Annotated in this window: 8 protein-coding genes; 1 reads left to right on the forward strand and 7 read right to left on the reverse strand. The window is 74.7% G+C overall.

Going from position 1 to position 12,455, the window contains the following annotated elements; translation table 11 throughout:
* Positions 1 to 54: 54 nt before the first annotated feature.
* A complete protein-coding gene (locus ACZ7MF_RS24060; protein WP_471479629.1) occupies positions 55 to 1,029 on the forward strand; it encodes a methyltransferase domain-containing protein in 975 nt (324 codons plus the stop codon).
* Between the two features lie 18 nt (positions 1,030 to 1,047).
* Here ACZ7MF_RS24060 and ACZ7MF_RS24065 read toward each other — a convergent pair whose 3' ends face one another.
* The 7 genes from ACZ7MF_RS24065 to ACZ7MF_RS24095 all read right to left on the reverse strand — a co-directional run bounded on the left by ACZ7MF_RS24065 (position 1,048) and on the right by ACZ7MF_RS24095 (position 12,408).
* Entirely contained in the window at positions 1,048 to 2,760 is a 1,713-nt protein-coding gene (locus ACZ7MF_RS24065; RefSeq protein WP_471479631.1) for an FHA domain-containing protein, read from the reverse strand.
* 46 nt (positions 2,761 to 2,806) lie between these two features.
* Entirely contained in the window at positions 2,807 to 4,153 is a 1,347-nt protein-coding gene (locus tag ACZ7MF_RS24070) for a vWA domain-containing protein (protein WP_361000334.1), read from the reverse strand.
* A gap of 114 nt (positions 4,154 to 4,267) precedes the next feature.
* Positions 4,268 to 5,698, reverse strand: a complete 1,431-nt coding sequence (locus ACZ7MF_RS24075) for a PP2C family serine/threonine-protein phosphatase (protein WP_471479632.1) — start codon at positions 5,696 to 5,698, stop codon at positions 4,268 to 4,270.
* Between the two features lie 3 nt (positions 5,699 to 5,701).
* Complete coding sequence (locus ACZ7MF_RS24080) at positions 5,702 to 8,440, reverse strand: serine/threonine-protein kinase (protein ID WP_471479634.1); 2,739 nt, start codon at positions 8,438 to 8,440, stop codon at positions 5,702 to 5,704.
* Positions 8,441 to 8,498: 58 nt separating this feature from the next.
* Complete coding sequence (locus ACZ7MF_RS24085) at positions 8,499 to 9,833, reverse strand: coiled-coil domain-containing protein (protein WP_471479636.1); 1,335 nt, start codon at positions 9,831 to 9,833, stop codon at positions 8,499 to 8,501.
* A gap of 71 nt (positions 9,834 to 9,904) precedes the next feature.
* A complete protein-coding gene (locus tag ACZ7MF_RS24090; RefSeq protein ID WP_471479638.1) occupies positions 9,905 to 10,960 on the reverse strand; it encodes a glutamate ABC transporter substrate-binding protein in 1,056 nt (351 codons plus the stop codon).
* 83 nt (positions 10,961 to 11,043) lie between these two features.
* Positions 11,044 to 12,408: a hypothetical protein gene (locus ACZ7MF_RS24095; RefSeq protein ID WP_471479640.1), complete on the reverse strand. Its 1,365-nt coding sequence runs from the start codon at positions 12,406 to 12,408 to the stop codon at positions 11,044 to 11,046.
* Positions 12,409 to 12,455: the final 47 nt, after the last annotated feature.

Consider the following 12,455-nt stretch of genomic DNA (forward strand, 5'->3'; position numbering starts at 1 on the left):
GGGGTCCTGTCCAGGGACCCTGCCCGCGGCCCGCCCGGCCCGTACTGTGGAGGCATGGGCGGGTACGAGGACCTGGACAGCCTCGCCGCCTCCGCGCGGGCGGAGCTGGTGCGGGAGATCGAGCTGAGCGGCGCCTGGACGGCCGACCCGGTGTGGCGGGAGGCGTTCCGGGAGGTCCCGCGCCACCTCTTCGTGCCGTACTACTACGTCGGCGTCCGGGGCGGCTACGAACGCCGGTGGGGCGAGGACCCCGACCCGGGCGCCCGCGAGCGCTGGGTGCGCGGCGCGTACGCCGACGCCCCGCTGGCGACCCGGATGCGCGACGGCGAACTGCTCTCCTCCAGCAGCCAGCCCTCGCTGATGGCGATGATGCTGGTGGAGCTGGACGTGCGGGACGGCGACCGGGTCCTGGAGATCGGCGCCGGGACGGGCTACAACGCCGCGCTGCTCGCCCACCGGCTCGGCGACGACGACCTGGTCACCACCGTCGACCTGGAACCCGAGATCACCGAGTCGGCCCGCCGGCACCTGGACGCCGCCGGGTACCGTCCGGCCGTCGTCACGGGCGACGGCGCCCGCGGCGTCCCGGAACGCGCCCCCTACGACCGGATCCTCGCCACCTGCACGCTGCCCTCGGTGCCGCGCGCCTGGCCGGCCCAGTGCCGTCCCGGCGGCCGGATCCTGACCCCGCTGGCCACCGGCCTGGTCGTCCTCACCGTCCGCGACGCCGAGCACGCCGAGGGGCGCTTCCTGCACACGCCCGCGTACTTCGTACCGCTGCGCGGCGCGGACCGCGCCGCGCCCGAGACACCGGGTCTGGGCGGCGTACCGCGGCGGGCCCGGGAGGACGACCTGTTCCGCTTCCTGCTGTCGCTGAGCCGGGGCAGGCTCGATCCGCAGGAGGCGTACGCGCTCTGGGACCGCGAGGACGCCCCGCGCCGCGAGCGCTACGGCATCACCGTCAGCGGCGAACGGGCCTGGGCATGGCTGGACGACCCCGAGGGGCCGTACGCCTGGCCGTTCGCCTGACGGAGACCGCCTCCCGCGCTATCCCCGGCGGACCGTGATCGTCGTCCAGGCGCCGACGTGCACGCGGTCGCCGTCCTGGAGCGGGACCGGCACGAAGGGCTGGATCGGCTCCTCGCCGCCGTTGACCGTCGTACCGTTCGTCGAGTTCTGGTCGACCACGGCCCAGCTGCCGTCCGGCTGCTGCACCAGCACCGCGTGCTGGTGCGAGACGCCCGGGTCCTCCGGCGGCACGGCCAGATCGATGTCCGGGACGTCGCCGGTGGAGTGCCTGCGGCGGCCGATGGTGATCTGGTTGCCGGTGAGCGTGCGCTGCTGCTCGGGCGAGTACGCGGGCAGGTTCAGGCCCGCGGCCTCGGGGCCGGAGCGCTGCATCATCGCCATGAAGTACTCGCGGTCCGGACCGATCGTCGCCGACCAGGTGGTCGGCTGCTGGGGCCGCTGCGGCTGCTGCCCGAAGCCCTGGCCGGGCGGGGGTGCCTGGGTGGCGCCGGGCTGCGGGTAGCCGTAGCCGCCGCCCTGGGCCTGGCCCGAGCCGCCGGGACTCCCGGGCGCGCCGGACGTCGGCGGGGAGAGCACCCAGTCGTCGCCGCCGCCGAAGGACGGGCCGCCCTGCGGCGGGCGGTTGGCCTCCTGCGGGAAGGCGGGCGGGGCCGGCGGACCGGCCTGGTACCCCTGCGGAGCTCCACCGGGGCCGCCGGGACCACCAGGCCCGCCGGCGCCACCGGGCGGGGGCGGGACGGGGCCGGGCGGAGGCGGGACCGGACGCGACGGATCGCTGCCGAAACCGGGCGGGGCCGGAGGACCGGAGGGGCCGCCCGGACCGCCGGAGCCGCCCGGGCCGTTGAAGCCACCGGGACCACCGGGGCCGTTGGGACCACCGGGACCACCGGGACCATTGGGGCCGCCGGGACCACCGGGGCCGTTGGGACCACCGGGCCCGCCGAAACCGCCGGGGCCGCCCGGACCACCGGGACCATTGGGCCCACCGGGGCCGCCAGGACCACCGAAACCACCGGGACCGTTGGGCCCACCGGGGCCGCCAGGACCGTTGGGGCCACCCGGGCCGCCAGGCCCGCCGTAACCGCCGGCACCGTTGGGTCCGTCGGGCCCGCCGAAACCACCAGGCCCACCAGGCCCACCAGGCCCACCGGGCCGGTCAGAACCTCCGGGCCCACCGGGTCCGCCAGGGCCGAAGGGGCCGCCGGGACCGCCTGCGGGGCCGCCAGGACCACCGGGACCGCCAGGGCCACCGCGGCCCGACGGGTCGGAGCCGAAGGGCGACGGGCCCGGGGGGATCGGTTCTGCGGGGCGGTTCACCTGGGACGGGCGGGAGCCCTGGTAGTCGTACGAGTCACCGCCGCCGTACGACGGACCCGCGGGCGGCTGCCCGAAGTGCGGCGCCGGGCCACCGGACGCCGGCGGGCGCGGGGCGGCCGGGGTGTACGAGGTGGCGGTGTTGGTCAGGAAGTTCCACCGGCACTCCTCGCAGAACGGCGCACCGCCCTCACGCGGCGTGCGGCACTGCGGGCACAACTGCGGCTCGCCGCCCGGGCCACCGGGACCGCCACCGGGCCCGCCGGGTCCGCCCGGACCGGCGGGCGGCGGGAAGCCGTAGCCGCCGCCCGGGGGCGGTGGCGGCGGAGGGGGCGGCACGGCACCGGCCATGCGGTGACCGCAGACCTCGCACCAGTCGTCGGAACCCGACTGGTGTCCGTTCGGGCAGGTCGGCATGTCGGAGCTTCCCTCTCTTGCGGGCGTGTCGCGCGGTTGTTGAGCGTCACTTCTTCACACGAACAGTCTTGGTCGACCGGGTCTCGAGAGTCATCTCGTCGGCCTCCTCGACCTTCGCTTTCAGTCGCACAGTACCTGCCGCCGCGTCCACCACGTCCACCACCTTCGCAAGCAGTTTCGCCGTATCCGCGTTTCCGGAGACTCCCGCGAGCTGAACCGCGCGGCCCAGTTTGGCCGTTGCTCCGTCGATGTCTCCCGCTTTGCGTAGATCGAGCCCTTGCTGGATGGCTTGTGCCAGTTCGGCCTGCCCGGTGTAGTGGGCGACTTGGGGGTTGATCGACGTGGAAGCGGTCATGTCGTCGGTCCACACGGCCCGTACGAGACCCTGCGCGCCGAGGTTCTGGACGCTGCCGTCGGGCTCCGGGATGACCAGGGAGACGCGGGCGGCGAGCATCTCCTGGCCGAGGTCCGCGGCCGGTACCTCGACGCAGACGTGGTAGTCACGGGACTCGTCGCCCCAGGAACCGGTGGGGTAGTCACCGGCCCGCGGCCCCGCCTCGGTGCGGCGGGCGGTCAGCTCCTCGACCGTCGGGGCGACCTGCTTGACGAACTTCACCGTGGTGCCGACCGGGGTCCACAGCCGCAGCGCGACGTCCGCGACCTCCTTGCCCATGGCCGTCTCCATCATCCGCGTGAAGTCGGCGGCCAGGCCCGCCGGATCGGCGACGATGTCGGCGGTGCCGAGCAGGGCGGAGGCGATCCCTGTGACTTCTTTCACCTCCCAGTCGGTGCCCACGCCCCGGGCGTCGCACGTGAAACGCCCGGCGCAGGCGTCGAGCGCGGCCCTGAGGTCCTCCGGCGACTCGTGCTCGTTGCGGCCGTCGGTGAGCAGGATGCCGTGCCGGATGGCGACGTCCGCGGTGGACAGCAGCCGGTCGGCCAGCCGCAGCCAGGTGCCGATCGCGGTGCCGCCGCCCGCGCTCAGCCGGCGCAGCGCCTGCTTGGCCTGTTCCCGGGTGGTGGCGTCCGCGACCGCGAGCCGGCCGCCGCCCGGGTAGACCTCCTTGGCCACGTGGGTGCCGCCGACCACGGCGAAGTGCACGCCGTCGCGCAGGGTGTCGATCGCGGCGGACGTGGCGTCGCGGGCGTTGCGCATCTTGGTCGGCGGGTAGTCCATGGAGCCCGAGCAGTCGACCATCAACGCCACGGCGGCGGACGGCCCCTGGCCGGGGGAGTACAGGTGGGGCGCGGCGACCGCGCTCCCGACCGTGCCGCCGCCGGTCGCGGTGACCGTGACGATCGCGTTGACCTCACGCCCGCCCTCGGGCAGGTACTCGTTCTGGTAGACGTCCACCGCGAACTGCGGCACGTTCGACTTCGAGAAATTGGCCATGCCGGATCGCATCCCCCTCTACGTCCCCACAGCGGTGGGGGTCTTGGCTTGCTGGCGCGGACCGCCCCCTGCGGTCCGCGAGGCCGCCCCTCCACCTGAACCCGTGCGGGGGCCTCAGGCCGATCCTGCCCCCTGCGGCGGGGCCGGGAACGGCAGGAGGGCCACTGTTACGTTGTCGTGGCCCCCGCCGTCCAGGGCGTGACCGACCAGAACGCGGGCGCCGTGCAGCGGGCGGTCGGCGGCGTCCAGGGGCATGGCCTCGGCCATCTCCTCGGCGGACTCCGCGTAGTTCCACAGGCCGTCCGTGCAGACCACGACCACACCGGCGCGGTCCGGCTTGAAGGACGCGGTGTGCGGCTCCAGTTCGTAGGCGTCGGCGCCCAGCCAGCCGGTGATCGCGTGGGCGCGCTCGTCGGCGTAGGCCTCGGCCTCGTTCATCAGCCCGGCGGCGACCATCTGCGCGGCCCACGAGTCGTCCTCGGTGAGCCGGGCGGGCGGCGTGGCGCGGTCGGCCGGGACCCAGTAGACGCGGCTGTCGCCGACCCAGCCGACGACCAGCAGACCCGCGGTGACCACGGCGCCGACCAGCGTGCAGGCGGGCGCGTTCTGGTGCGGGGCCTGCTCGCGGGCGGTGGCGGGCTCGTCGGCCAGCGCGTTGACGGCGTGCGAGGCGGCGAGGATGGCGTCGTGCATGGCCTGCTGCGGGTGGGTGCCGCGCGGCAGGGCGGTCAGCAGCAGCTCGCCGGCCGCCCGGGACGCGGCGAGGGAGGCGTCGTCGGGGCGGGTCGCGGAGGACACGCCGTCGCAGACGATCGCCACGGAGGCGGGGGCGCCGTCGGGCAGCGCGGTGCAGCCCACCGAGAACGCGTCCTCGTTGCGGTGGTGGCGCAGGCCGCGGTCGCTGACGGCGGCGATCGGGCCCGACTCCTGCTCCATGTGGTCGCGCTCGCGGGGCTGGGCGTGCCCGCAGTTCTCGCAGTAGCCGTCGTCGTCGACCCGGCCCGCGCGGCAGGCCACGCACACCTTCTCGGCCGCGGCCGGTGCGGGCGGTCCGGGAGCCGCGGCCGGTTCGGGGGCCGGGGCCTGTTCGGCGGTCAGCCGCGGGTCGGGCGCCTGCAAGGGGTACTCGTCGGGCTCCCCGGGCCGGTCGAACCGCACCCCGGGCGCGGGTGAACCCGCCGGTGCCGAGGACGGTGCCGCGGGAGCCGCCGGTGCCGTCGGTGCCGCCGGTGCCGAAGGCGGCGCGGTGGGCGGTGGCGGGGACGGCGGCAGCGGGGAGCCGCCCGAGTCGGTGCCCGGCAGTTCGGCCGCCGCGTGCACCGGGGCGGGGTGGCCGTGGCCGTCCGAGTCCCGGGCCACCGGCCAGTCCACGCCGTCCGGCGCGGGCACCGCGCCGTCGATGGCCAGGGTCGGGCTGTCCTCGGGCCGCGCGGGCACGACGGACAGGTCGTATCCGCACGCACCGCAGAACCGGTCACCCGACTCGAGGGGTTCCTCGCAGCTCGGGCACTTCGGCACAGCGGCCTGCTGGGGCATCTGCGACATCAACTACACCCACGTCCGGGGGCGGTAACGGTTGGCACGTTCCACCAGGTCGATCCTCTCCTCGCCGCCCCGCGCCAGCCGGGCCAGCGTGCGGTACGAACGCTCCAGGCCGAAACGCAGGCCGCGTTCGTCCAGGCCGCTGCCGAGCAGCGTCCGTCCCCCGGCGGCGGGAGGGACGGAACCCCGACCTCCGGAGAGTACCCAGTCCAGCGCGCAACCGAGGACCTCGGCCGACAGCTGCTCGCGCCGCGCCGGATCCAGACCGTACACGTCCAGCGCCTCGACCTGCCGCGCGGCGGCGATCAGGTCGTCCAGGAACCGCAGGTCGCCCGCGGCCGCGGTGCGCTGCCGCAGCCGCGCCCGGACGGCCGCCACGCGCGCCGCGGTGCAGTGGACGGACGACTCCGGCACCGACTCCAACGTCCGTACGGCCGCCGCCCGGTCACCCGCGGCCAGCTGCACCCGGGCCAGACCGAAGGCCGCGCTGACGTGGCTGGGGTCGGAGGACCACACCAGCCGGTAGTACTCGGCGGCGTTGTCGAGCTGCCCCAGCACCTCCGCGCACAGGCCGAGCGCCAGCTTGGGCGCGATCTCGCCGGGGAAGGCGTCGTAGATCGCGTCGAAGGCGAGCGCGGCGTCCTCGTGGGCGCCGGTCACCAGCGCGGCAAGACCGCGGTACCAGACCACCCGCCAGTCGTCGGGGCGCTCACCCTCCAAGGTCTCCAGCGCCTCCAGGGCACCGGCCGTGTCGCCGTTCTCCAGCCGGGCCCGGATCTGCCGCAGCCGGCTCTCGGTCGACGGTGCCGGAGCGGCGGCCAGCGCGGTCAGCAGCTCGGCCGGCGCGGACGCCATCAGGCCCGCCAGGAAGCCCGCGTTGGGATCACCGGCGTCGACCCGGGGGACCGGCAGCGCGAGCGAGGCGGTGGGCGCGTCGGCATCCTTGACCAGGCCGAAGCCGCCGGTGCCGAGACCGCCGAGGCCGCCGACCGTGCTGACCGCACCCGGCAGCGAGGCGCTCGCACCCCCGGACGCGGACAGCGGCGTGCCCGCCGCGCCCGCCTCCGTACCCGCGCCGGCCGGCGGGGCGTGCGCGACGGTCCCGCCCGGTGCGCCCACGGCCGGACCGGACCCGCCCGGCAGCGCGGGCGCGGCGCCCGCCCCGCCCGGCAGGGCCGCACCGGAGCCGCCCCGCCGTCCGCTCGTACGCGGGGCCCGGGCCCCCAGCCGCGACACCTCGCCGTGCAGGCGCGGGAACAACTCCGTGTCCGTCACCCGCACCTCGGGCCCGAACAGGGTGGAGACGGCGGGCCTCGCGCGGCCCGTCTGGAGCGAGACCACCTCGCGCAGCACGCCCGTCAGCTGCTCCGCCATCTCCTGCGCGGAGGCGAACCTGCGGGCGGGGTCCGGGTCGGTGGCCCGCACCAGCAGCCGGTAGAACGACTCGTACTGCCGGAAGACCTCGATGCTGTCGGGGTCCGGCAGCGAGTCCGCGTAGACGGTGGTGTAGCCCTGGAAGTCGAACGACAGCACGGCGAGGGTCCGCCCGACCGTGTACAGGTCGGACGCCACCGACGGGCCGACGTCGGCGACCTCAGGAGCCTGGTAGCCCACCGTGCCGTAGATCGCCGACTCGTCGTCGTCCATGCGGCGCACCGCGCCCATGTCTATGAGCTTGAGCTGGTCCTCGGTCTGGATGGCGTTGTCGACCTTGAAGTCGCAGTACAGCAGCTTGCGGCTGTGCAGGTGGCCGAGCGCCTCCAGCGCCTCGATGCCGTACGCGCAGGCCTGCTCGACCGGCAGCGGGTCGCGCCGTCCCTGGGGGGAGCGCCGGGCGTTGGCGATCTCCTTGAGCGACTTGCCGCCGACGTACTCCATGACGATGTAGCCGTCGAGGGAGCCGGTGCGCTGGTCGAGGTGCTCGACGAAGTTGTAGATCCGCACGATGTTGGCGTGCTCGATCTCGGCGAGGAAGCGCCGCTCGGAGATCGCCGCCGCCATCGCGTCCTGGTCGCCGGTGTCCAGCAGGCCCTTGAGGACCACCCAGCGGTCGGAGACCGCCTTGTCCACGGCGAGGTAGATCCAGCCGAGGCCGCCGTGCGCGAGGCAGCCCACCACCTCGTACTGGCCGTGCACCACGTCCCCGGACTTCAGCTTGGGCACGAACGAGTACGGGTGGCCGCACTTGGTGCAGAAGCCCTCCGTGCGGCCCTGCCGCTCGCCGCGCGACCGCCCGACCGGCGCCCCGCAGTCCGAGCGCGAGCAGAAGCGCTTGCGCTCGGGCACCTCCGGGTGGTCCATGACCATCTCGCGCGGGTCGGGCCGCGGCACCGCCGGTACCTCGACCAGCCCGACGCCGAGGCGCCCGCGCCCGGTGGAACCCGCGGCCGAACCGGAGCTGCGCACCGACACCGAACGCCCCGTGGAACGGCCCGAGACCGCCCGGGAGAGCCTGCCGGACACCGAGCGCCGGGACTTCGACGAGCGTGACGACTGGGACGACGTGCGCGAACTGCGCGCGCTGGAGCGGGAACCGCCGCTGCCCGACGAACCGCGTGACCCGCGCGAGCCGCGGCCCCCGCCCCCGCCGTCTCCGGCGACGCCGGTCGGCGTGGAGCCGAGCGCTCCGCCCGCCGCGACGACCGGCGCCAGACCGCACGTGTCGCAGTACAGCTCGCCGCCGCCCATGTCCTCGTAGGTCCCGCCGCAGCCGGGACGCTGACACGTCCGCCCTGCCTCACTCATGACGCTGCCTCCCCCTTCTCGCTTCCGCGCCGGTTGCCGCCCGTGGGCCGGTGATCGCTCATGCGCCGGGTCCCGTCCGGTCCACCGGTCCGCCCTGGCCGGGCACGCGCCGTACGGTGCCGAGCAGTTCGGCCGCCGCGTGCTGGTAGCGCAGCACGGCCTGCTCGGCGACGCGCAGGTCGCAGGGCGCACTCCACAGCATGCGGCGCGCCTTCTCGTACTTCTCGGCCAGCTCGGGGTCCTCGGCGTGGCCCAGCCGGGCCATCTTCGCCTTGTACGCGTCCAGCCGGCCGCGCAGTTCGGCACGGACCGCGAGCGGCGCGGTGACCGCCGTCAACGACTCCCGGGCCCGCAGCAGTTCGTCCTCCGCCTTCTCCTCCAGGGACTCCAGGAGCGGCGACAGCCGGTGCCACTGGGCGTGCCTGCGGTACTCGGCGGCCGCCGCCAGCTGCTCCTGGAGCACGATCGGCGGCCCGCCGACGACCGGCACCTCCGTCGCGGCGATCTTCGCCAGCACCTCGCCGCGCGCGGTGCGGGCCTCGGCCAGCGTGCGGTCCGCGCGCGAGAGCACGTCCCGCAGCCGCACGATCCGCTGCTCGGCGTCCTGGCGCACGGCCAGCACCGCGTCGATCTCGCGGCGCACCTCCTCCAGGGCGCGCGCCTCCCGGTCGTACACCGTGGTGTCCGGACGGCCGCCGCCCGGTGCCGAACTGCCCTGGGCGGGCGTCCAGAAGGCCAGCGGGTCGGAGATCACCTGTTCGCGCAGCCGGGTCAGGGTGCGGGTGATCCGCTCCAGGTCGTCGCCCGCCGGGTGCTCGCCCGGGCGCACGCCCACGGAGTGCGCCAGCTTGCGGGTGCGCTGCAGCTCGGCGGCGAGTAAATCGATCCGGGCGGGCAGCGCCGACCACACCGCGTCCGCGGCGACCACCATGTCCAGGGAGGTCGCGTAGAGCAGGTTCATCCGGTCCACCAGCGTCACCAGCGAGTACCGCTCGCTGAGCCGGCCGGGACCGCCGTGCAGGGTGGGCGCGTTGGCGGTGGCGGCGGCACCCGAGGCCACCGTGACGGCCTCGCCGCGCAGCAGCTCCGTCAGCTCCACCAGGTCCTCGCGGCTGGACCAGCGGCGCCGGGAGCGGATCTCCCGGGCCGAGCGCAGCGCGCCCGCGTACGCGTCGAAGTAGGTCCACAGCAGCGTGATCGACGCCTCCGCGGCGCTCCACCGCTCGGCGGTGACGCCGGTCAGCTCGGCGCCCTCGAGGAGTCTGCGGCCCGCGTGGTCCTGGAGGGCGAGGAGCGAGGTCTCGATCGCCTCGTGCTCCGCGCCGAGCCGCGCCAGCGCACGGTCCACCTCGTCCCGGTCCATCACCGGCCCGGTGGGTCCCGTGTCGCCCATCGATCACCTCTCGCCGTCGCGGACTTGCGTGTGCCGTGCGTGTGCTCTGTCTTCGCCTGCGCGGCCGCCGGTCAGCTCCCGCGCAGGTACTGCGGGTTCGGCGGCAGCGACTTCGCCGGGTCGTCCATGGTCTCCGACAGCCACTCCTCGTACGAGTGCTGCCACCCGTCGGCCTGGTCCGCGCGCCACTGTTCGAGGACCCGGTTGACCCGGCGTACCAGATCGTCGGCGTCCTTCTTCATCGCCACGCCGTAGTACTCGGTCGTGAAGGCGTCGCCCTTCAGCTCGACCGTCGGGTCCTGTGCGGCCTGGCTCGCGGCGAGGGCGCCGTCGGTGACCACCGCGTCGACTTCTCCGAGCTGGAGCCGTACCAGGCAGTCGAGTTGGTTGGGGACGGTGGTGCGCAGGTCGACGCCCTCGGCGAGCCTGCCGTCCTTCTGGTCCTGCTCCAGCGTGCTCAGCGCAGTCGAACCCGCGGCCGTGCAGATCTCCTTGCCGGCCAGCGTGCCGTTGTACCCCGTGATCTTCGAGGACTTGGGCGCCAGCACCTGCTGGCCGGTCCTGAAGTAGGGGGCGGAGAACGCGACGTCCTCCAGCCGGTCGCAGTTGATGGTCATCGTGCGGACCACCATGTCCACCCGGCCGTCCTGGATCGCGGGGACGCGCTGGTCGGTGGGTATCGCCTTGAACTGCACGGCGTCCTCGTCGCCGAGGATGTCCTTCGCGATCCGGTGCGCCAGGTCGATGTCGAAGCCCTCCAGTTCGGCGTCGCCGCCGCTGTTCGGGTCGCGGTAGCCCCAGCGGAAGCTGTTCTGGTCGACGCCGACGATCAGCTTGCGCTTCTCGCCCTCGCGGGCGCGGATCTCGTCGATGGTGGGCCCGTCGTCCCCGGACGGGGCAAGGGTCTGCTTCTCCGGGTCGGTGCACTCCTGCGCGGCCCGCGCCTGGCTGCCGCCGGTGGTGCCGTGGCCGTCGCCCACCGCACCACCGCCGCCGTCTCCGCCTCCGTCGTGCCAGGGGACCGCCGGCAGGAGCAGGGCCGCCAGCACCGCGAGGACGCAGGCGAAGGCCATCGTCCCCACTCCGCCCCAGCCCTTCAGGCCGGTCCGCAATCGTCCCGCTCGCATCCTCACGCCCCCTTCCACGGTTCCTGCCTCCACGGGCCGCACGGGCACCCCTTCCCACCGGCCCGCCGGGCCCGCACCCCGCCTCACCGGTACTCCGACAGCCTGCGGCCGATGCCTATGAGCGCCCCGGCCGCCCCCAGCGCGGCGAGCACGCCCGCGCCCTGCGGCAGGTAGCGCATCGCGTCCAGGCCGTCGCCCGCCGCCTGCTCGAACTCAGCCTTCTCGTGCTTCAGGGCGGTGGCGAGCGCGGCGTCGACGCCGTCGAAGCATTCCACCGTGGCGCCGTCGCCGCCGATCACCAGGTTCAGCGCCTGCTGGTAGTTGCCGTTCTCGTCCTGCGTACGGGCCGAGGTGTGGCGCTTCTTCCACTCCGTCATGTTGCCGTTCGCCGTGTCGACGGGCTGTTCGCCCGCCGTGTCGTCGGCGAGCCGCCCCGCCTCGGCCAGCGCCTTGCCGAGGCTGTCCATGTTCTTGCCGAAGGCCAGGTCGTAGGAGTCGTACGTCTTGTCGCCCACCTTGGTCGTCTCCGCGCCGCGGGAGACCAGGGTGAGGTTCTCGTTGCCCCGGGCCTTGAGGGAGGCGATGCGGGCCTCGTTCAGCGCGTTCAGGGAGCGTACGCCGTGCTCGTGGGAGTCGGTCAGGTTCGACCGTGCGACGCCGTGGCCGACGACCAGCCAGAGCAGCACGACGGCGGAGGCGGCGGTCGCCGCGACCATCCCGTGGTTCAGGACGCGGTTGGTGCGCCGGTAGGTGCGGTGCTGGGCCCAGGCCAGCGCGGCGAGCAGGACGACGCCGAGGGCGATCGCCGCCCAGGGGTAGGGCTTGGCGTCGCCGTAGTCGGCGCCCAGCCGCTGGTTCTCCTTCTTGTAGAGGTCCTCCGCCGCCGGGAGCATCTCCTTCTGCATCTTCTCGTTGGCGTAGCGCAGATAGGCGCCGCCGACCGGGAAGCCCTGCCGGTTGTAGGTGCGGGCGCGCTCGACCAGGCCCTTGTACTCGGGCAGCAGGCGGTTGAGCTTCGCGATGGTCGTCGCCGCGGGCGACTTCGGCTCGGAGTTGGCGGCGGCCGTCACGAGCCCCTCGGCGGCCGCGCGGATCCCGTTGTCGTAGCGCGTGCGGGAGTCCTCCGTCTCCTGGCCGCCGGCCAGGAAGCCGCTGGAGGCCGCGGTGTTGGCCTCGGCGAGGGAGCGGTAGATGTCGGCCGCCGCGGAGCTGAGCGGCTGGCTGCGGGTCAGCACGTCGTCGGCGGCCGCGGCCCGCTCGTTCATCTGCCAGGCGGTGACGGTGCCGAAGGCGACGACGAGCACGGCGAGCAGCGCGCCGATGATGCGCAGCCGCCCCGGCTCGGTGACCGCCGCCGCGCGCAGCCGGTCCACGCCCTCGGCGAAGGCGGTACGACGCGGCGCGGTGTCCGGCGGCGGTGCCGCGCTGCTCTTCGGCGGTTGAGTCACTGCTGACCTCCCCCATGGTCATCCGTCGCCGCAAGTATCGCCGTCCG

Source organism: Streptomyces sp. NPDC111628, from assembly GCF_055635195.1.